Annotated in this window: 19 protein-coding genes and 1 pseudogene; 8 read left to right on the top strand and 12 right to left on the bottom strand. The window is 63.2% G+C overall.

The window, feature by feature from the left end:
- Nucleotides 1-20 precede the first annotated feature (20 nt).
- The 4 genes from X726_RS146585 to X726_RS146600 all read right to left on the bottom strand — a co-directional run bounded on the left by X726_RS146585 (nt 21) and on the right by X726_RS146600 (nt 4,673).
- On the bottom strand, nt 21-821 hold the full coding sequence (locus X726_RS146585; protein ID WP_023671766.1) for an ABC transporter permease: 801 nt from the start codon (nt 819-821) through the stop codon (nt 21-23).
- Entirely contained in the window at nt 814-1,734 is a 921-nt protein-coding gene (locus X726_RS146590; protein WP_023671765.1) for an ABC transporter permease, read from the bottom strand. Before X726_RS146590 ends, X726_RS146585 begins: the two co-directional genes overlap by 8 nt.
- Nucleotides 1,735-1,736: 2 nt before the next feature.
- The gene (locus tag X726_RS146595; protein ID WP_031215226.1) at nt 1,737-2,837 is read right to left on the bottom strand and encodes an ABC transporter ATP-binding protein; all 1,101 of its coding nucleotides are present in this window, start codon (nt 2,835-2,837) and stop codon (nt 1,737-1,739) included.
- A 156-nt stretch (nt 2,838-2,993) separates the two neighbouring features.
- On the bottom strand, nt 2,994-4,673 hold the full coding sequence (locus tag X726_RS146600; protein ID WP_023671763.1) for an amidohydrolase: 1,680 nt from the start codon (nt 4,671-4,673) through the stop codon (nt 2,994-2,996).
- A 277-nt stretch (nt 4,674-4,950) separates the two neighbouring features.
- Here X726_RS146600 and X726_RS146605 point away from each other — a divergent pair, with 277 nt between their 5' ends.
- Both X726_RS146605 and X726_RS146610 read left to right on the top strand, forming a co-directional pair.
- Nucleotides 4,951-5,604 (top strand): TetR/AcrR family transcriptional regulator, encoded by a 654-nt coding sequence (locus tag X726_RS146605; protein ID WP_023686329.1) that lies wholly within the window; start codon nt 4,951-4,953, stop codon nt 5,602-5,604.
- 24 nt (nt 5,605-5,628) lie between these two features.
- Nucleotides 5,629-6,660, top strand: coding sequence for a histone deacetylase family protein (locus tag X726_RS146610; protein ID WP_023671761.1), 1,032 nt, complete (start codon nt 5,629-5,631; stop codon nt 6,658-6,660).
- 90 nt (nt 6,661-6,750) lie between these two features.
- On the opposite strand, the gene X726_RS146615 is transcribed toward X726_RS146610, so the two are convergent.
- Both X726_RS146615 and X726_RS146620 read right to left on the bottom strand, forming a co-directional pair.
- Nucleotides 6,751-7,944, bottom strand: a complete 1,194-nt coding sequence (locus X726_RS146615; RefSeq protein WP_023671760.1) for a TMEM43 family protein — start codon at nt 7,942-7,944, stop codon at nt 6,751-6,753.
- A gap of 64 nt (nt 7,945-8,008) precedes the next feature.
- Nucleotides 8,009-10,261, bottom strand: a complete 2,253-nt coding sequence (locus X726_RS146620) for an insulinase family protein (protein ID WP_023671759.1) — start codon at nt 10,259-10,261, stop codon at nt 8,009-8,011.
- Between the two features lie 349 nt (nt 10,262-10,610).
- Here X726_RS146620 and X726_RS1000000171845 point away from each other — a divergent pair, with 349 nt between their 5' ends.
- The 3 genes from X726_RS1000000171845 (at nt 10,611) to X726_RS146630 (ending at nt 12,823) form a co-directional block, all read left to right on the top strand.
- Nucleotides 10,611-10,853, top strand: a complete 243-nt coding sequence (locus X726_RS1000000171845) for a hypothetical protein (protein ID WP_031215223.1) — start codon at nt 10,611-10,613, stop codon at nt 10,851-10,853.
- A gap of 492 nt (nt 10,854-11,345) precedes the next feature.
- On the top strand, nt 11,346-12,056 hold the full coding sequence (locus tag X726_RS146625; protein ID WP_023671758.1) for a helix-turn-helix transcriptional regulator: 711 nt from the start codon (nt 11,346-11,348) through the stop codon (nt 12,054-12,056).
- Nucleotides 12,053-12,823, top strand: coding sequence for a helix-turn-helix transcriptional regulator (locus X726_RS146630; RefSeq protein ID WP_023671757.1), 771 nt, complete (start codon nt 12,053-12,055; stop codon nt 12,821-12,823). The genes X726_RS146625 and X726_RS146630 overlap by 4 nt, the downstream gene beginning before the upstream one ends.
- A gap of 37 nt (nt 12,824-12,860) precedes the next feature.
- Here X726_RS146630 and X726_RS146635 read toward each other — a convergent pair whose 3' ends face one another.
- From X726_RS146635 to motA, 6 genes are read right to left on the bottom strand one after another with little or no spacing between them, the layout of a single operon-like run.
- Nucleotides 12,861-13,298, bottom strand: a complete 438-nt coding sequence (locus tag X726_RS146635) for a hypothetical protein (protein ID WP_023671756.1) — start codon at nt 13,296-13,298, stop codon at nt 12,861-12,863.
- The gene (flhB, locus tag X726_RS146640) at nt 13,295-14,377 is read right to left on the bottom strand and encodes a flagellar biosynthesis protein FlhB (RefSeq protein WP_023671755.1); all 1,083 of its coding nucleotides are present in this window, start codon (nt 14,375-14,377) and stop codon (nt 13,295-13,297) included. The genes X726_RS146635 and flhB overlap by 4 nt, the downstream gene beginning before the upstream one ends.
- 13 nt (nt 14,378-14,390) lie before the next feature.
- Nucleotides 14,391-15,407 (bottom strand): flagellar motor switch protein FliG, encoded by a 1,017-nt coding sequence (locus tag X726_RS146645; RefSeq protein WP_023671754.1) that lies wholly within the window; start codon nt 15,405-15,407, stop codon nt 14,391-14,393.
- A gap of 44 nt (nt 15,408-15,451) precedes the next feature.
- Nucleotides 15,452-15,841 (bottom strand): flagellar motor switch protein FliN, encoded by a 390-nt coding sequence (fliN, locus tag X726_RS146650; protein WP_023671753.1) that lies wholly within the window; start codon nt 15,839-15,841, stop codon nt 15,452-15,454.
- A gap of 33 nt (nt 15,842-15,874) precedes the next feature.
- Nucleotides 15,875-16,807, bottom strand: a complete 933-nt coding sequence (locus tag X726_RS146655) for a FliM/FliN family flagellar motor switch protein (RefSeq protein ID WP_023671752.1) — start codon at nt 16,805-16,807, stop codon at nt 15,875-15,877.
- Nucleotides 16,808-16,842: 35 nt separating this feature from the next.
- A complete protein-coding gene (gene motA / locus X726_RS146660; RefSeq protein ID WP_023671751.1) occupies nt 16,843-17,718 on the bottom strand; it encodes a flagellar motor stator protein MotA in 876 nt (291 codons plus the stop codon).
- A 144-nt stretch (nt 17,719-17,862) separates the two neighbouring features.
- Between motA and X726_RS146665 the strand changes: the two genes are divergently transcribed.
- The 3 genes and pseudogenes from X726_RS146665 to fliI all read left to right on the top strand — a co-directional run.
- Nucleotides 17,863-19,674 (top strand): DUF1217 domain-containing protein, encoded by a 1,812-nt coding sequence (locus X726_RS146665; RefSeq protein WP_031215222.1) that lies wholly within the window; start codon nt 17,863-17,865, stop codon nt 19,672-19,674.
- Nucleotides 19,675-19,681: 7 nt separating this feature from the next.
- Nucleotides 19,682-20,407, top strand: a complete 726-nt coding sequence (gene flgF / locus X726_RS146670; RefSeq protein ID WP_023671749.1) for a flagellar basal-body rod protein FlgF — start codon at nt 19,682-19,684, stop codon at nt 20,405-20,407.
- A gap of 4 nt (nt 20,408-20,411) precedes the next feature.
- Nucleotides 20,412-20,805, top strand: a pseudogene (gene fliI, locus X726_RS0135860) (flagellum-specific ATP synthase FliI); the annotation flags it as partial.

Below are 20,805 nucleotides of genomic sequence, written 5' to 3'. Positions count from 1 at the left end.
TTTAGCTCCCATTTGTCGGTTCAGTCTCTTTTCCTGCTGACGAAGAAAAACAACGTGACGATCGCGACCGAAAGCAGCAGGAAGGCGGTCGATATCGCGTTGATCTCAGGCGTGATGCCGCGGCGGATCTGGCCGAGCATGTAGGTGGGCAGCGTATCCTGGCCGCCCGATTTGACAAACTCGGTGATGACGACGTCATCGAGCGAGATGACGAAGGCCAGCATCAGTCCGGCCAGTATGCCGGGCCACAAAAGCGGCAGCGTGATGCGGCGGAAGGTCTTCCAAGGCGTCGCGTACAGATCGGCGGCCGCGCGCTCCAGCGTCAGGTCCATGTTTTCCAGCCGCGCCCGGATCGGCAGATAGGCGAACGGGATGCAGAACGCCGTGTGCGCGGCGATCAGATAGCCAATGCCGGAATAGCCGGTGAAGATCTTGATGCGCGAGAAGAAGATCAGCAGCGCCACGCCGGTGACGATCTCGGGCACCATCAGCGGCTGGTTGATCGCCGCATATTTGAAGGTGAGGCCCGGATAGGACGCGGTGCGCGTGGTGGCGAGCGCGGCCATGGTGGCAAAGATTGTCGACAGCACCGCAGCGACGGCGCCGATCTGGAACGAGCGTAGCGTCGCGTCGATAACTTGCACGTTCTGCCAAGCCGACTGGAACCAGCGCATCGAAAAGCCGCCCCATTCCGACGTCGAGTTCGCCGCGTTGAAGGCATAGGCGACCAGCACGATGATCGGCAGATAGAGCACGATAAAACAGGTCGCAGCGATCACCGTGAAGCCGGTCTGGTGCTTGATGGAAAAGTTCTTAGCCATGCCGCGCCCCCGACTTGCCGGCATTGCGCACATAGGCAAGCAGCGCCGCCATGACGATGATCATCACCGTGATCGACAGCGCCGAGCCGAGCGGCCAGTTGCGGCCTTGGCCGAACTGCAATTCGATCAGGTTGGACAGCATCATGTTCTTGCCGCCGCCAAGCACGCTCGGCGTCACATAGGCGCCAAGGGCTGGAATGAAGACCAGGATGGAGCCGGCAATGACGCCGGGTTTGACCAGCGGGAAAATGATCTTCCGCAATACCTTGAATCGGGTCGCGTAGAGGTCGTAGCCCGCCTCGACGAGGCGAAAATCAAGCTTCTCCATGCTGGCATAGATCGGCAGCACCATCAGCGGCAGATAGACATAGGCCATGCCGATAAGAATCGCCGTGTCGGTGAAGAGGATCTGCACCGGCGCTGAGACGATACCAAGCTTGATAAGGATGGTGTTGATGATGCCTTCGTTGCGGATGATCTGCAGCACGGCGAAGGTGCGGATCAGAAGGTTGGTCCAGAACGGAATGGTGATCAGGAACAGCCAGAGATCCCTGGTTTTCTCGCTCCGCGTCGCCATGAAATAGGCGGTTGGAAACCCCAATGCCAAAGTGGCGATCGTCGTTATCACCGCCAGCTTGATCGAGCGCCAGAAGATGGTGACATGCGCTGCCGCAAGCGAAAGCGTATCGTCGAAAATGTCGCGTTCCATGAACACCGACAGCCAGGCATCGGGCGAAAACTGCCACTTCACATCGCCATAGGGGCCAGGCGTCAGGAACGAGTAGATCAGCACGATCAGCAAGGGGCCGGTCGCGGCGAGGAAGATCACCAGCAAGGCTGGCGCTGACAGCAGCCACCGGTCGCGCACATCGCGTCGCTCCGCTGCCTTGGCGACTTGTTCCGCGGTCGCCATGATCAGTCCTTCAGCACTTGCGCGGCGTCGTTGCCGATCGTGATGCCGATCTGGCCGCCCTGCACGAAGCCGTCACCGGCGCCGCGGCTGTTCTGACGCCGCACGATGAACGGCTCGCCACCGGCAAGGCGCAGATGGAAGTGCGTGTCGGTGCCGAGATAGACGATGTTTTCGACGGTACCGGACAGCGAAGCGCTCGGGCTGGCCGTGCCCAACTGCGCATGCTCTGGACGCACGACGATGGTGACCTTGCCGCTGGGGCTGAAGCCTTCCGGCAGCGAGGCTGGGATTTCCACACCAGACGGCAGCTTCACCGTCGCCCGGCCACCAGTCGCGCTAACCACATCCGCCTTGAGGAAGTTCGACTCGCCGATGAAGTCGGCGACGAAACGCTCGGCCGGCCGGTCGTAGATGTCGCGCGGCGAGCCGACCTGCAGGATTTTGCCCGACGACATCACCGCGATGCGATCCGACATGGTCAGCGCTTCCTCCTGGTCGTGGGTGACGAAAATGAAGGTGATGCCCGTCTCGTGCTGCAGCCGCTTCAATTCGATCTGCATTTCCTTGCGCAGCTTGTAGTCCAGGGCCGAGAGCGGTTCGTCGAGCAGGAGCACCTTGGGCTGCGGCGCCAGCGCCCGGGCGAGCGCCACGCGCTGCTGCTGGCCGCCGGAGATCTGGCTGGTGCGGCGGCCCGCCAGCGCCTCCATCTTCACCAGTTTCAGCATCTCGGCGACGCGCGCTTTGGTCTCGGCCTTCGGCTTGCCCAGCATTTCCAGGCCAAAGCCGATATTGTCGGCGACCGTCATATGCGGGAACAGCGCGTAGGATTGGAAGACGGTGTTGACCGGTCGCTTGAAGGGCGGCAACGGCGCGATGTCCTGGCCGTAGAGGAGGATTTCGCCGGCGGTTGGAAAGTCGAAGCCGGCAATCAGCCGCAGCAACGTGGTCTTGCCGCAGCCGGATGGTCCCAGCAGTGTAAAAAACTCATTCTCGCGGATGGATACCGAGACCGTATCGAGGGCAGCGACCTGCCCCTCACCCGATCCGAAAATTTTACTGACGTTTACGACTTCAATTGCATTCCGATCCGGTTTTTCCGGCACGATACGCCTCACTGTTGACCCCGCTCTTGCTGGCGGAGTTTTTCCCCTGTTCGATGTGACCACACGGCCGGTAGGTTGGCAAGTCCGGCATTGAACCACAGTTCAGTCGGTCATTTCGTCTTGCAAGCGGCAAGCTGTGCAAGCCGCATGCCATTGTCAGGCCTGGTAGGTGACCTTGCCACCGCAGACCGTCGTCACCGGCCGCAGCTTGTGCAGATCGGCCGGCGCCGTCTTCTCGATATCGGCCGACAAAACCACCAGATCCGCCATATAGCCGGGTTTCAGAACGCCTTTGCGATGTTCGGCGAATTCGGCATAGGCGCCCTCGACCGTGTAGGCGGCAATCGCTTCTTGCAGCGAGAAACTCTGGTCAGGATCGCCTTCTGCCCATGGTTTGCGCTGCACTGCCGCCTGAATGCTCAGGATCGGGTCGATCGCCGCCACCGGCCAGTCCGAGGCGAACACGACATGGGCGCCGGCGCTTTTCAGGGTGCGCCAGGCATAGCTCAGCGGCCAGCGGGCCGGCCCGATGCGTGACACCGTCGGCTCCAGCGGAAAATCCATGGCGCCGGGCGGATGCGACGGCTGCATCGAGGCGATGACGCCGAGTTCGGCAAAACGCGGCACGTCGGCTGCTGTGGTGACCTCGATGTGCTCAACCCTGTGCCGGCTGTCGCGCTTGCCATTGACCTTCTGCGCCGCCTCGTAACCGTCGAGCACTGCGCGCACGGCGCCGTCACCGATCGAGTGCACGGCGATCTGCAGCCCGCGTTTGTCGATAGCCACGGCGAGATCGATAAATTGCTGCGGCGTGAACAGCGGCTCGCCGACCCAGTCGGGACGATCCGCATAGGGTTCGACCATAACCGCGGTCCAGGAATCGAGCACGCCGTCATAGAACACCTTGACCATGCCCGATGACAGCCACTCGCTGTCGTAGCGCTCGGCCATGACGGACGCCTTCTCGAGCATGTCGAGCGTCATGAAATTCTTGTAGTGGAACGGGATCTTGACGCGGCAGGGCAGGCCTTCCTCGGCCTCGATCTCGGAAAGCAGTTCGAGTTGGTAGAGATTGCCGTCCATGTTCTGGATCGAGGTGATGCCGTGGCGCGCGCACCAGGCAAGTCCGCGCCGCATGATGTCACGGTCAGCGGCCCGCTCGGCGGCCGACGGCATTGGGTCCGGCTCGCCGCCGGTCGACAGCCCCAACCGCACCCGGCTTTCGCCGGCAAGGTCGAGCACCGGACCGAAGGCCTCGCCCTCGCGCAATTCGCCCGCGGCCAGGCCGTCGTCACCCATCACGATCTCGTTGCCCGGACCGAGCGTGCGTCCCTTCAGGATGCCGGCCATCTCCAGCGCCTTGGTGTTGGCCCACATCGTATGGTGGTCGGGTGCCGCCATGCAGAAGGGGCGGTCGGGCAGGATGGCGTCGAGATGATGGCGTGTCACCCGCTCGTCGCCGAGCACGGTGTAGTCGACGCCCTGTCCCACAAGCATCTTCGCCTCGGGCCACGTCGTGGCGTAGTCGCGGATGGCGCTTTGAAGCGCCTCGAAGCCATGGATACCGCCGAGTTGAAGATGCGCGAGCTCAGCCCCTCCCGAGAACAGATGCATGTGGGCTTCGATGAAACCGGGCAGGACCGAACCGCCCTTGGCGTCGATCACCTCTGTGGTCGTTCCCTTGAGTTTTTCGATGGCGGCGTGGTTGCCGATGGCGATGATGGCGCCGTCCTTGACGGCAATCGCCTCGGCGGCGGGATTGTCATCGTCCATGGTCCGCACGCGACCATTGATGACGATCAGATCAGCATTTTGACCCGCACCCGTGACAGACATCGCGACTCCGCGCTTTTGACGACTGGCTGAGACCGACAACCCTCTTGTCCGACAAGCTGCCACTCCGCTGGAGCGGCGTTATCGGACGAAAACTGATGCCAGTGCGCTGCTTCGAAATTCCCCTTGTGATCTCTCAAAACAGCGTGGATAAAAGAATGCGACTAATTATTCGCGTTTGTCAACGTGCCGAATTTCGAATGTATTGTGGACAACACACCACGCCAATGTTGAGACCGGGACCTGTGTTGAAACCGGCAGGGAACGAAGGCATCAATCCGTGAAGCGCAGTCTCAGCCGCGAAACCAGGATGGCGCTCGAACCGCGCAAGCAGCCGCGGCAGGAACGGTCGAGCAAGGTGGTCGACAGGATACTCGACGCTGCGCTGATCCTGACGCGGGAGCAAGGAACCAAGACGCCGACGACGCTCGCCATTGCCCGGCGCGCGGGCCTGTCGGTCGGTTCGGTCTACCAGTACTTTCCCAACAAGGAAGCCATTCTCCTCGACCTCGCCCGGCGCTGGCTGTCGTCGTTTCCCGAGGTGATCGCCAGGCGCATCGAGGTCACCCCACCCACCAACCGCGACGAGTTTCGGCAGGAGGTGCGCAAGCTCTTCATCGATACCTCCAGAATATATCTCGAAAACGCCACCCTGATGCCGGTGATCGAGGCGATATCCGGCAATGCCGACCTCAGGCCGATCCAGGACGAATATGACGAGCAGATCATCGCGCTTTACGCCGCGTGGCTGCAGCATGTGAACCCGGCCCTTGAAGACAAGATCGCCAGCCGGCTCGGCGTGCTGATGATGGATGTCGGGCACGCCTGCCGGCTTGTGGGGTTGAAGCGGGATCGCAAGACATACGACCTCATCGAGGACGATGTGGAAAGAATGTGGCTCGCTTTGGTCACCCCCTATCTCAACCTTGACTGATTTCGCTATTTCGAGAGGAAATTCATGAAGACTGTCTATTCGCCGCTTCATGCCGGCCATGCCGGCCAGATGGAACTGGTCACGTCGGCAATCGTGCCGGGTTTCGAAAAGCCGTCGCGGGCCGAGTTCATCAAGGCGCGGGTCGAGAGCGAGAAGCTGGGGCCGATCATCGGACCGGTCGAGCACGATCTCACAGCCGCCAAGCGCATCCACAAGGCCGACTATATCGACTTCCTGCCGACCGTCTGGCCGGCGTGGAAGGCCGCCGGCTTCGAGGGCACGGCGATGCCCTTCACCTGGCCGACGCGCGGCCTGCGCGGCGACGTGCCACCCAAGCGCGTCGACGCCTTGCTCGGCTACTATTCCTTCGACGCCGGCGCCACCTTCGTCGAAGGCACATGGACCGCGATCAAATCGTCCTACGACGTGGCGCTGACGGCGGCGGCCTTGGTCAAGGGTGGCGAGCGGTCGGCCTTCGCGCTCTGCCGCCCGCCCGGCCATCACGCCGGTGCCGGGTTCATGGGCGGCTACTGCTACATCAACAATGCCGCGGTCGCCGCGCAGTGGTTCCTCGATCAGGGCGCAAAACGCGTCTCGATCCTCGACGTCGACTATCACCACGGCAATGGCACGCAGGAGATCTTCTATGAACGCGCCGACGTGCAGGTTCTCAACCTGCATGGCGATCCCATGGTGGAGTATCCGTTCTTCCTCGGCCATGCCGATGAACGCGGCGCCAGCGCCGGCGAAGGTTTCAACGTCAATTATCCCATGCCCTTCGGCACCAATTGGGACGCCTGGAACGCCTCGCTGGAGGATGCCTGCGCCAAGCTCGCCGCCTACGCCCCCGATATCGTCATCGTGTCGCTCGGCGTCGACACCTTCGAGAAGGACCCGATCAGCCAGTTCAAGCTGAAAAGCCCGGACTATCCGAAGATCGGCCATCGCATCGCCAAGCTCGGCCTGCCGACGCTGTTCGTGATGGAAGGCGGCTACGCCGTCGAGGAGATCGGCATCAACGCCGTCGGCGTGCTCACCGGCTTCGAGGACAAATAGGAAAGCAATTCCAGGATAAGTGTGAGGCGGTTTTCCGGCCGGAATTGCGCCAAAGAGATATGGGGCGGCTCCGGCCGCCCCGACCTCTATCTAGGCGGCCGCCGCCGGGTTGGGCGCAACCACCGGAACGGCTGGCCTTCGCGACCGGCCGATGCGGTAGACAATCACCGCCGCAATCACGCCTGCCGCCAGGATGGCGAGCGCCAGCAACGGTCGGTACCAGAACCAGGCAATCGCAATCGTCACCGTGCCGACCAGGATCGCCAGGACGAAGGCGATGATGCCAGTGCCCATCCGCGCCATGCTGCCGAGGAAGGGTATGACGTCGAGGATCACCCCGATCGGGCTGAGGAACAGCGCAAAGCCTATGGTCAGCAACAGCAAGCCGGCGCCGCGCAGCAGCCAGGTGATCAGCGTGTTGGCGCTGACCGCGTCGGCGAACATCTTTTCGGCCGGGACGTTGCCGGTATCGACCATCAGCAGCGCATCGCCGGCTTGCGTCTGGTAGGGCTCGAAGCGGCTGCCGGCCTGGCGCGCGATGATACTGATCACGCCCAGCGGCGCCAGCTCGTAGCCGATGCGATAGTCACCCAAAGCGGGCGTCGTGTTGTCATTGCCGAGAAAAATCTTGCCATCGACGATGCTGAGCGGTTTCGTTCCGGTATAGGCAGCCTTTATCGCCGCCGACTGGTCGGCTGAGAGCGAATAGTCCTTGTCACCCTCGATACGGTCCAGCACTGCCGTATCGAGATCGAAGGCGACAAGCTTGCCCTCAGGAATCTGGAAGGTCCGGCCGTGGATTTCCATCGGCGGATTCTGGTGGCCGTCCGGCTTCTTGAAATCGGAGGAGTCGATCTGGCTGTCGTCCCACACCTTGGAATAGCTGTAGGTGGTCACCGTCTCTTCGCCACCGCCGAGCTTCTTCGTCGTCTCCGACTTGGACTCTTCCTTCCACTGATACATCTCGACGCTGCGCGACAGCCGCAGCCCTTGCGCCGCAATGCCGAAATCCGGATCCGCCAGGCCGCTGTCCGCCGTCACCAGTCCGCTGACATGAACCAGCTTGCCGTCATTGGCGGTATCGACGCTGTCGGCGCCGACCGAAACCACCGCTCCAGAACCTTCGGCCAGCGAGCGCGCCGTCTGCACGGCGCGGCCTTCGTTCCAGAACAGCCCGATCACCATCAGCACGATCAGGATAAGGCCGAAGATGACCCCGCCGACCGCGCGCTTGATCCGCCCGAACCACGAGACGGATGTGACTTCCCGAAATGAATCGCTCATCGTTTCCCCCGAAACAAAGTTATCCCAAAATTACAACGCGGCCGGCGGCTGCGCGTTTAGCCCGTCAATCGGCGTGGATCTGCGCGCCGCAATCCCTGTCGCCGGCGCAGGCGTGCACCGCCCGTGTCGTGCCGCCATCGCCAACCCGCCACGGCGAGGCAGACAGCGGCGCCTGCCGATTGCCCCCGAGAAGATCGAGCGCCCGCATCGCCGTCTCTTCGCCAGCCTCGTCACGCTTGACGATCTCGACGTCCTTGAGGCCGATCGCGGCAAGCTGCGGCATCACCACATCGGGGTCGCCCGCCACCACGATCAGCGACGGATCGAGCGATGCCAGGGCCAGCGCCTGTTTCTGAACCGCATCGAGCGTCAGCTTTGTGCGCGCCGCCATGCGGGTTTGCTGGTCCTCCAGCGTCGATCCGCTGCCGACCGCGCCAATCAGCGAGGAGAACAGACCAGCCGACGTCTCGGCCGATCCAGCCAGCGCCCGGCGATAGACGGTCACCGTGCGGTCGACCTCGTCCTGCGCCACCGGCAAGGTGGTCAGGCCGGCAAATCCTTTCAGGATTTCGGTAATCGCCGGCCCGGTGTTGGCGCGCTCGACGGTGGTTGCCACGACCAATCCCGAGCCGGCCTTCATCGGGCTCATCAGATAGCTCGACACGCCATAGGAGTAGCCCTTCTCCTCGCGGATCACCGAATTCAGCCGGCTGGAGAAATCGGCGCCAAGCAGGTTGGAGACCGCGGTCGATTCAGCGCGCTCGCTCTCGTCGGTGCCGGGCGCCGGCCGCGCCACGAACAGCGCCGACTGGCTGGCGCCGGGTTCGGGCACCAGCAGCACTTTCTGTCCCCCGTTGAAATGCGCCGCCGGCGACGGCTCGACGGCATAGCCGGCGGTGTCGCTTGTCCACGCGCCGAATGCTTTTTCAAGGCTGGCGGCGACGGTCGCGACCGGCATCGGGCCGACGCTGTAGAAGGTCACCGCCTTCGGCGTGAACTCCGCCTTGAATGCGTCCCTCGCCTCGTCGAGCGAGATCGAGGCCAGCGCCAATGCCGACCAGTCCACCGCTGCCTTGCCCGGCACCTGCGGGATCAGCGTCGCCTTTGCCATGCGGCCGGCAACGCCGGGCAGATCCGCCTCGCGGCCGTTTAGCCAGTCGACTGTCTGCGCCATCAGCACAGTCCATTCGGTCTTGTCGAAACGAGGCTTCAGCACCGCGTCGGCGAGCAGGCCAATACCCTGGTCGAGCTTTTCCGGCGGCACGCCAAGCGTCATCATCGTGGTCAGCGTTCCGGCCTGGTGGCCGACGCCGGCGCCGATGTCGCTGGCCGCCTTGGCGAAATCAGCCGAGCCGCGATCGGCGGCCCCGCGTGTCGCCATGCTTGCTGCAAGCTCCAGCAATCCCTCCTTGCCTTCCGGCACGCTGTTCCAGCCGCCGGCGGCACTGGCGGCGACATAGACCATCGGCGCTTCCAGCATTGTGTAGTGGACGAGTTTGATGCCATTCGAGAGCGTCGCCGTTTCCATTGCGGGCAGTGTTGCCGAAGGCGCTTGCCCGGCCGCATGCTTCGGAATGTCGATCGCCGCTCGCTCCGGCGCGGTGAACGGCTGCGGTGTGCCGGACGACCCGATCAGTGCATCGGGATAGCCACCGCGCGGGCCGGGCTTCAGCACCAGTATGCTGGCGTCTTCCGGTTTCAACAGCCGCTTCATCGTTGCCTCGACGCCCGCCACGCTGGCGTCCTTCACCCGCGGGTCGTCGACCAGCGCGCTCTGCGCATCGCCGAGCACGTCGGCATTGTAGGAGACGACGCCGGCGCGATCCTTCAGTGCTTCGCTGCCGAGCCGCGCTGCCAGCAAGATGCCGGTGCGCGCACGCTCGACATCGACCGGATCGAGCGGGGTCTTCAGGAAATCCGCGAACGCCGTTTTCATCGCGCTTTCCAGCGCTTCCGGCGCCACACCTTCGGCGGCACCCGCCTCGAAGGTAAAGCGGCCACCGAGCAGACCGCCGGTCCAGCTCGCGCTGGCATAGGTGGCAATGCCCAACTGCGAAACCAGCCGGTTGCGCAAAAATCCATATTCGCCGTTGCCGAGCAGTTCGGCGGCAATGCTGAGCGCACCATTGTCGGGCGACTGCGCCACCGGGCCACTGAAGCCGACCACGACGATGGGGCTTGGCACACGATCCTCGAGCACCAGCTTGAGCCGGGCCTGAGTCGGTGCCGGCACGGCGGGCCGCGCCACATCGGCGCCGCGCGCCACGCGGCCGAACGTGTCGGCAATCAGCGCCTTGGTGAGATCGGAAGAGCACACGTCTNAGATCGGCGACCGAGCCGATGACCATGCGGCTATAGGGATGCGGCTTCGGGAACAGCCCGGACCAGAAAGCTTCCCAGCCGGATGCGCCGGCCTTGTCGAGCACGTTCTGGCGCATCTCGTTCTTGACCACCGAGCGCTGCAGATCGAGCTTGGTCTGAGTCACCGAACGGCCGAGATTGGCCATGCGGTCGGCCTCCAGCGACAGGATCATCGGCAGTGACGACGACAGCCCGTCGACGTAATAAACGGTGCCGTCTTCGGTGGTCCAGGCATTGATCTCGTTGCCGAGCGCGGCGTGCGCGCCGAACACGTTCGGCCAGGCCGGCGTGCCGGAAAACATCAGATGTTCGAACAGATGCGCAAAGCCCGAGCGTCCCGCGGGTTCATTCATCGACCCGACGCGGTAGCGCAGGTTCATCACCACCTTCGGCACGCGATGGTCGGGCACCAGCACCACCTGCAGCCCGTTGTCGAGCGCATAGGTAACGGTCGGCTCAGCCTTGGCGGGCGCTTCCATACCGGCAAGAACCGCAAGCACCACCGTGAACGCCAGGAAAACCTGCTTCATCATGACCCCCGATGCTGATGGCCGCGAGCAAGCGCCGCCGCATCCGCCGTATGACCGAAGGGATGCCCACCCCTGCCGGCTGCCGAGACCCTATCGGAATCGATCGGCCCTCGATACGGCAGTATCGCAACACCCTCTGGCTTTTTCGTGTCGGCGTTTCAGGCCTTTTGCGGCGGAAAAGGCCGCGGAAGCCGCCCCTGAGTCGCTTGAGTCCAATAATATTGATTTTGTCAAATCGCGTTTGATGTCGGATTCATCTGCGGGTAGATTAGACCCGAATCAGCCGGTCCTTGGGGGGCGCGGCGACCACCCAAAGTCTCAAGTTCCGGCCAATGACCGGCACCAGACGCGGACGGCTTCGCGTTCCCTGAATGGATTCGGCGATCAGCGCGACCGCCGCGCCGTGTGAGTGCTTCGTAAACGTGATGCGTCTTCAAGTTCGGCCGCTGCTAACCCCAGCGTCCGGGCTCAAGAAAAGACTCCGGCCATGACATACAACCAAAGCATCCAATGAGCAGTTCCGCCGCGCTTCTCCAATCCGATACGTTAGGCTCGCGCCTCGAATCGCGCGGCGATCTCACCTCCTTTTTCATGCAGCTTGCCGCCGAGATCGGCGCCGACAGCTACATGCTCGTCGCCATCGTCCACGACCAGGACCGCAATGACGCCCGCATCGTCTCATCCAACTGGATCTTCGACGCCATCGAACTGATCGGCAAGCGGCTGATCGCCGGCCTTGCCCAGGGACCGCTGACCGTTGCACCTGGCATCCGCCCGAGGCCGCTGGTCGCCGCCGCGGCGCCCGACGCCGGCGGACTGCTCACCGGCGAAGAGGCGCGCCTGCTCGACGTGCTTGGCCACGCCGAAGTCTATTCATTGCGGCTCAATGTCGGCCGCCAGCGGCTGTTTGCGCTTTTCTCGGCGGCCGAGGCCGGCAGTATCGACCAGCCGGCGCTGATGAAGGCTCAGTTGAAGTGCTGTTACGCGCTGTCCGCCATCCCGCAATTGATCGCCGCCGCCGCCATGCAGGACCCGCTGTCCGACCGCGAGCGCGAATGCCTGTTCTGGGTGTCTGAAGGCAAAACCACCGATGAGGTCGCGGTGATCCTCGGGGTCTCGTCCAACACCGTCAACAGCTACATCACCCACGCCATCCAGAAATTCGCGGCCTCGAACCGCGCGATGGCCATCGCCACGGCGATCAGGAGCGGCATCATTTGAAACATGCTGACATCAAAGCGGCGGCCGAAGCCCTTTTCAACGAGCAGCGAAATCCGTTCGGCGCCTTCTCCATCAGTTCCGAGACGCACCATGCCGTTACCATCCCGGACGCGGTGCGCCGCTGCCGCTGGATCGCCGTCGACATCAACGCGTCGGCCTTCGGCCTCTACTTCGTCAGCCCCTCGCCGGAACGGGCGCGCCTGGTGCCGAGCTTCGATTCCGACTATCCCGCCACCGCGGTGACAACCAAGTTCATCGCCGGCGCCAATGGCGAGGAGATGGTGCACCACAGCGGCGCCTCGACAGCGCCGCGCTGGTGGGCGGACGACGGCATCGCCGGCTCGGACGCCGTCTTCAAGAACCTCGCCTGGGCGGAGCGGACGGCGCCGCTGGCGCCGGGCACCAACGGCATTGCCTTTCCCGTCCACGCCGATCGCGGCCATTGCGGGCTGGTGGTGTTCCTCGGCTCGACGATCGCTCTGCCGGAGGACACGCTCTACGAAATCCACGCCCGCTGTTTTTCGCTGTTCGCCGCCGTCGCCCGCATTCGTCCGAACGATGCCGGCCGGATGCGGTCAATCTCCAAGCGTGAACTGGAGTGCCTGAAGCTGACCGCCAACGGCAACACCAGCGAAGAGATCGCCAGGCTGCTGAAGCTGTCGGTCCACACCGCCAACCAGTATCTCACCCAGTCGACGCAGAAGCTCAACGCCGTCAACCGCAACCAGGCGGTGGCCAAGGCGCTGCGCCTGGGTCTGATCGAGTGATCAAAGCCGCGTCCGGCGATTGGGATAAGACAAAAGATCAGCGATAGGCGAGCGGCTCGGTCCGGCGAATGCGCGCCTCTTCGATGACCGTCTCCAGCAAGGCGGTGTTGTGCTCGGGGTCTTCGCCGGGCTTCTCGAACGACACATAGTTGACCGCGACCGAAGACCTCTCCTCGCTCAGCGTCAGCTGGAAATAGACGGTGACGCCCGGCGGCCGAAGCTCGAGATCGAGCACGATGCGCGGGCTGCCGCTCCAGTCGACATGTGCCTCTCCGCCATGGCCGAGCCTAAGCGTGCCCGGCAGGAAGAACAGCTCCACCGCCGAATCCACCAGATCCGACAGGCAAGCGAAATGCTCGAGCCGGATGAAAGCGATGTAGTCGGCGACATCGATCAGCCGCAACTCGTCGACCACCTGCTCGATGGCCTTGGCGACGATGAGTTCGCGGGATTTTGCGTGCGGTTGGCGGTTCATGAAATTTGTCTCCGCTCAGCCTTTTTGGAGTAGACGATCCGCACCAGTTCGGCGACGGCCTGGTAGAATTGCGACGGGATCACGCTATCAACCGAAACTTGCTTGTACATGGAGCGGGCGAGCGCCACGTCCTCGAAGATCGGGATGTTGTGCTCCTTGGCAATCTCGCGAATCTTGAGCGCCACAAGGTCCTGGCCCTTGGCCAGCACCAGGGGCGCTGAATCCTCGTCGCGAACATATCTGAGCGCGATGGAAAAGTGCGTCGGATTGGCGATGATCAGCGTCGCGCGCGGCACGGCCGTCATCATCCGCTTGCGCGCCCGGTCGCGCGCCAGCGAGCGCAGCCGCGACTTGATGATCGGGTCGCCCTCGGACTGCTTGAACTCGTCCTTGACCTCCTGCTTGGTCATCCGCAGATCCTGCTTCCAGTGGAAGCGCGACCAGACGACGTCGACCGCCGCGATCAGCCCCATGACGAAGACGATCGCCACCAATATGTCGACGGTGATGCTTTTGATGACGAGGCCGAAAGCGACGGGGTTGGTGATCATGCCGGCCAGGAGCTGGCGGTAGTCCTGCGATAGCGTGAAGTAGAGCACGATGCTGGCGAAGCCGAGCTTGCCCAGCGATTTCAGGAACTCGACCCAGCCCTGAATGCCGAACATCCTGGTCCAGCCTTTGGCTATCGAGATGCGCGACAGTTGCGGCCGGATCCGCTCGCCGACGACTTGCGGCATGTTCTGCAGCACCGAGGCGCCGACGCCGGCCACCACCAGCAGCACAAGCAGGCTGACGACGGCGTTGCCTATTTCCATCATCACGGTCTTGTAGAGCGCGATGACGTCGGTTTCGGTGTCCATCGGCCACGCCTCGGGCTTCTCAAGGAACATCGACAGGAACATGCCGAGATTGACGACCGCGTCCTTGGCATAGAAGACGGTGAACACCAGTATAGCGATGAAGGACGCCAGAAGTGCGGCCTCCCTGGAATGGGGCAGCTTGCCCTGTTCGATGGTGTCGCGGATCTTCTTTTCGGTCGCGTCTTCGGTTTTGGAGTCTTTGTCCGCCGCTTCAGCCATTCAGCGCTCGGCGTTAAGCCGCTTCGCTCTGCTGCGATGAGGGCAGTTCGAAAGCCCCCTCGCGCGAAAGCCGGATTGTCGCCACCGCGATGTTCTTGCGCGCCGTCATGATGTCGGCAAGCTGAATGCCTTCCGAGCCCTGTCCGAGCTCGGACTCGATCATGCGCCGCGACCGTGCGCCGATCGCCGACAGCACCGACTCCGTCAATGCGGGTGGTGCACCGCGCAGCGCCAGCGTAATCAGTTCGGTCGACAGCCCGTCGAACAGAAGCACCCTCGCCTTCTGCGTCAAAAGCGGCAGATCGTCGAAGGCAAACAACCTGGAGCGGACACCGCCGAGGTCCGGCGTGCCGGCCTCTTCCAGATCCTGCATGACCTCTTCCAACTGAGGCTTGTCCATCTCGTTGAGCATACTGGCGACGCGCGCCTGTCCCGCCGAGATATCCTTGGTCGCGGTCTGCGCCAGCACGCTGGCGCGCAGCTGGTTCTCGATGATCCTGGTGGCCGCGTCCGGAATGGTCGCCATCGTCACCATGCGCTTGATGATCTCGCTGCGCATCGGCTTTTCCATGGTCAGCAAAATGTTGGCGGCGGCTTGCGGCGCAAGCTTCGACAGCACCATGGCCGCGGTCTGGGGATGCTCGGCGGCAAGGAATGTGCCCAGACGCGTCGGTTCGAGCTTTTCCAGCTCCGGCCAGATCGGCGGTGGCCCTTCCGGCGCAACCTCGAAGCGCTTGTCGCCCATGATGGCGCTCATCTCTTCGGGCGACAGCGATTCATTGAGGATCGTGTCCATCCGGTCGGCGGAATCGAGCAGGCCCGCACCTTCGGTGAACTCGGCCTCGAATTCGGCAACGATGCGTTCGAGGTCGCTTTGCGGAATGGTGCGCAGCAGCCGCGCCCCTTCGATCAGTGCCTTCAGTTCTTCTTGCTTGAAGAATTTCAGCAGCCGGCTGGCCGAAGGCTTGCCCATCGCCACCAGGATGGCGGCGGCCTTTTGCGGGCGCGTGAGCGTCACCGGCGTCGTCATGGCATAAGCTCCGATCGCTGCTGAGACCGCATGTCGTCTAATCCTCAGGCGCTCTTGGCGGCAGCGATGATTTCGGTCAACCTGATGCCAAAGCGCGACGGATCGCTTTCCAGCACGGTGATTTCGCCGCGCGCGATCTTGCGGCCGTTGACCACGACATCGACCGGTTCGCCGATGCGCCGGTTGAGCGCCACCGTCGAGCCCTTCTGCAGCGCCATCAGGTCCGACACCGGCATTTCCGTACTGCCGAGGATGATCTGCACATCAACCGGGATGCTCATGATGATGTTCGAATTGGCGCCGGACGTGGCAGCCCGCAAGGCGGCGTCGGGGCGCTTTTCCTCCTCTTGGAGGACACCGCGCAATTCCTCGATGGCGCGGTCGAGCTGTTCGTCCGGCTGGTCGATATTGGCTTCCACCTTGGTCTTGGCCATCAGTCGTCTCCAAATGCTTGAGCTTGCCCGGCGTCAGCCCGGCATGAGCCCGTCGATAAAATCCTGACCGGCATCGTAAGGATGCCTGATCCGGACGGTGTAGTTCTGCCCGAGTTTGCCGAACTCGCAGACAAACAGCGTCTTGTCGCGCGCGCTCAGCTTGGCGTGCGACTGCGCGGTTTCCTCGAACTCGATGACCTGGCCCGGCTCGAAACCGGCGAGATCGCCGAGCGTCAGGCGGGCCAGCGGCATGGTCGCTTCGAGCGTCACCGTCGAGCGCATGACCTCTTCGGAAAAACGTGCCCGCCAGTCGGAGGTCGTGCCTTCGCTGTCGTGGACATCGGCGATACCGCGTGTGGCCAGCAGGATGCGCTGCGGGATCATCACCGTGACCGTTCCGCTGTCGGTCGGCGTCGAGATGCCGAAGACGATGCGCACCGCCGCGCCATCGCGCAGCACGCGGCGCTTGGCTTCGCTGCCCGAAAGCGCCCGCGGCACCGGCAGCCGCAGCTCGAGCGAGCGCCGGCCTGATCCGTTCAACGCCTGCGCAACTTCCTGGAAGACCGTGGTCGCAACATCGGTCTCGATCTGCGACAGAGCGCGCTCGATCGGCGAAACCGGCTGATCCGGATCGCCGCCGAACAGCGCGCACACCATCACGGCGATGGCCGGCGCATCTGCCACCAGCGTCATCGCATCCGAAGACGTCGGCGATGCTATGATGGCCATGGCAAAGGCATCGCCGGCATTCGTGCGGGCATCGGGAACACGGCTGATCTCGACCGCGCGCAGGTCGACGGTGACCGGTGCGCCGAGTTCGCCGGCCAGGCTCTTCTGCAGCAGCGGCAGGGCGCGCTCGCCCATCGAGCGCCCGGTGCCGATGACATGAGCGGCCTCACCGCTGTCACCGACCAGACGCTCAATGATCAGCGAGCGGGCTTGCGAGGGGCTGCCAGGACTTGTCATGACGGCGTGCGGTCCTGTCTGTCGTCATGCATGGCTCAAGCCGCTTTCTTCTCGGCGGAAGCTGTGTTCATCGTGCTTTGCTCGACGGCATCGATCGTCGGCCGCTCATAGGACGAGATGGTCTTGCGGCCGAACTCGATCGCCACCTGCGGCAGAGCGCCGTTCATGTAGGCAAGCAGCGTCTGCTTGACGATGATATATAGGCGGTTCTTCTTCTCGCGCACCGTCTTGATCTTGGTGGCGACCGGCCCGACCACTGCATAGGACAGGAAGATGCCGAGGAAGGTTCCGACAAGGGCGGCGCCGATCAGGCCGCCGAGGATTTCAGGCGACTGGTCGAGCGCGCCCATCGCCTTGACCACGCCGAGCACGGCGGCGACGATGCCGAGCGCAGGCAGACCGTCACCCACTGCCACCAGCGCGTGGTAGGCCTTCATCTTGTCGGACTTGATGGTCTGGATTTCCTCGTCCATCAGCGCCTCGATCTCATGCGAGCGGGCATTGCCGATGATGATGATGCGGCAGTAGTCGCAGATGAAATTCGTCAGGTCGTGGTTCTTGAGCACGGTCGGGAACGCCTGGAAGATTGCCGACTCCTCCGGATTGTCGATATGCGCCTCGACCTCGCTGCGCGACTTCGAGCGCAGTTCGCGCATCAGGCTGTGCAGCACGCCCAGCGTCTCCAGATAGTCGCGCTCTTTCGGCACCGCCTGCTTGAACGCTTCGAGGATACCCCTGCCGGTGTCCTTGACCGTCTTCATCGGGTTGGCGACGAGAAAGGTGCCAAGCGCGGCGCCGCAGATGACCACCGCTTCCCAAGGCTGCATCAGCACATGCAGATGGCCGCCCATCGCCATGAAGCCGCCGAGAACACAGCCGAGCGTCACCACAAGTCCGATCAGAATGCCCACGCCAGATCCTTCCGCATCACGTCAGGCCTAACCGATAGCCCCCGTGCCTTGTGTGAGGCTTGAATCATGCAAGGTGAGGCGATTCAGCCTCGCGCAAGCAAGTCCGCATAGTCTTGCTTTTGAAGCTGCGACCGGAGGCATGTCGTGTTGAGCACTTTTACCAGCTACCAGCTCATCGCCAGGGACATCCCCAAGGCGATCGACCGCATCGAGGCGGAGCCGATCACCAAGCGCGACACCGACTACTATCTCGCCAACATCGGCAGCGTGAAATCGATCGACGATTTCGTCAAGAACGACCGGCTGTTCAAATATGCCATGAAAGCCTTCGGTCTCGGCGACATGGCTTACGCCAAGGCCTTCATGGTCAAAGCCCTGAAGGAAGGGGTGTCGGATTCCGACAGCTTCGCCAACAAACTGAGCGACAAGCGTTATGCCGAGTTCGTGTCGGCCTTCAATTTCGCCGCACTTGGCGCTAATGCCACGAGCTACAATTCGGCACAGCAGGGCGTGACCAACAATTATGGTCTCCAGGTCTCGGTCGGCCCTTCGCAGAACGGCTTCACCTACTACAAGGGCGAAACCTCGTACTACCTGAGCAACATTTCCAACGTAAAATCGATCGACGACCTGATGGGCAACGATCGCCTGCTCACCTATGCGATGGCCGCGTTCGGCCTGGACGCCGACGCCGAGCCGGCTGCGACCGTGCGGGCCATGCTGGAAGGCGGCGTCACCGACCCGAACAGCCCCGCAAACACGTCGACAAACAAGGGCTATGCGGCTTTCGTCGCGGCTTTCGACTTTGCCCAATATGGCGACCAGGCTACGGCGCGCGACGCCGTCCAGCAGGCGGTGCCGAAGGCTGTGATCGGCGGAACCGGACCGTTGCTCGTCAAGCCGACCGCGCAATACATCAAGGGCGAGGCCGACTACTACGCAGCCAACATCTCCAAGGTGAAGTCCATCGAAGACCTGCTGAAGGACAAGCGCCTGCTGACCTTCGCCATGGCTGCCTATGGGCTTGATGCATCGACCCAGACGACGAAGCAGATCCGCACCATGGTCAATGGCGGCGTCACCGATCCGTTGAGTCCCGCCAACCTGTTGACCGACAAGAGCTACGCCAACTTCGTCAGCGCCTTTGATTTTGCCCAGTATGGCGATCAGACGACCACGCGCGACGCGGTGCTGAAGACCACGCCGAAGCTCTACACGACCGAGTCCAGTCTTGGCCTCATCAAGCCGAATGCGGACGCCGTCCAGGCCGAGACCAGCTACTACCTCGCCAACATCACCAAGGTGAAATCGGTCGACGACCTGATGGCCGACAGCCGCCTTTATAACTATGCTCTGTCCGCAAGCGGGCTCGATCCGGCGACCACCAACAAGGATCTCGTCAGTGATGTCCTTGAGGGCGGTGTCCGCGATCCCGCCAGTGTCGCCAACAAGCTCTCCAACGAGGCCTATGCCAGGCTCGCCACCTCGTTGAATTTCGAGGCCTACGGCGAAGCGGCAACGACCCGCAGCCCGTCGCAGCAGCCGGTGGTCGACAAATACATGCGCCAGACCCTGGAAGAAGACGCCGGCAAGACCAATGAGGGCGTGCGGTTGGCGCTCTATTTCGAGCGCAAGGCCTCGACCATCACCAACTGGTACGACGTGCTGGCCGACACGGCCCTGGCCAGCGTGGTACGCACCGCCATCGGCCTGCCCGATTCCTTCGCTGCCGCAGATATCGACAAGCAGGCGCAGGCCTTCGAGGCAAAGCTCGACCTCACGGATTTCACCGACCCGGCCAAGCTCGAGAAATTCCTCACCCGCTTCACCAGCCTTTGGGAAATCAATCATCCGACCTCGACCGCCCAGACATCGATCGGTGTGCTGTTTGCGCAGCCGACCACCGTTGGCATCTCGACCGATCTGATGATGGCCATGCAGAAACTGAGATTCTGAGAACACCATGCAGGACAGCCTTTACGTCGCCCTTTCCTCGCAGATCGCGCTTGAGCGCCGTCTCGACACCATCGCCGATAATGTCGCCAACGCCTCGACCATCGGCTTTCGCGCCACCGGCGTGAAGTTCGAGGATGTCGTTTCCGGCAGCGGCCCCAAATCGGTGTCCTTCGCCTCCTCCGGCAAGACCTATTTGTCCGGCGCGCATGGCGCGATGACGCAGACCGGCAACCCGTTCGACTTCGCCGTCCAGGGCGATGCCTGGTTCGGCATCGACACCCCGGCCGGCACCGTGATGACGCGCGACGGACGTTTTTCGATGAACGAGAACGGCGAGTTGATGTCGCTCGAAGGCCATCCGGTGCTCGACGCCGGCGGTGCGCCGATCCAGCTCGACCCGCGCGACGGCCCACCCAAGGCGGGCGCCGACGGCTCGCTGCGCCAGGGCGACAAGCTCGTCGGCGCCATCGGCCTGTTCAATTTCGATCCCGGCCCGAATTTCGTCCGCTACGGCAATTCTGGCATCGTGCCCGCGCGTGCGCCGGAGCCGGTCACCGACCGTTCCGATCTCGGCGTCGCGCAGGGCTATGTCGAGGAATCCAACGTCAATCCGGTGCTGGAGATGACGCGCCTGATCATGGTCCAGCGCGCCTTCGAGAACACGGCGGCGCTGATGCGCCAGACAGATGCCTCGACCGACGACGCCATCAAGACGCTCGGCTCCAAGTCGTAGCAGCATGTCGAGCAGCAAATCATCGATACGCGCGCTTGAACGGCAACCGGAGACAGCATCGGAAAACCGGCTGGCTGCGCTGGAGCGGATCTGGCGCCGCTTCGATGACACCGAGACGTTGCTGCGGCGCGGCGGCCGTGTTTCGGAGGTTTCGCCAACGCATTACAAGGTGCGCGGCCTGTCTGAAGTCGCCAGGCTTGGCGACCTCGTCGAACAGCGCGGCAATGCCGGCACGCGCCGCGGCGAGATCGTCAGGATCGGCCGCGACGAAGTCGTCATCGCCCCTTTCGAACGCAGCGCCGACGCCGGCATCGGCGACGCCGTGTTTCGCCGCGGCCCGCTGACGGTAACGCCGCATGCCTCGTGGCGCGGGCGCGCCATCGACGCGCTGACCCGCG

It is taken from the genome of Mesorhizobium sp. LSJC285A00, assembly GCF_000503155.1.
Lineage (GTDB): Bacteria > Pseudomonadota > Alphaproteobacteria > Rhizobiales > Rhizobiaceae > Mesorhizobium.
Note: the sequence above shows the minus strand (reverse complement) of the source record. Positions and strands in the feature narration are given on the sequence as shown.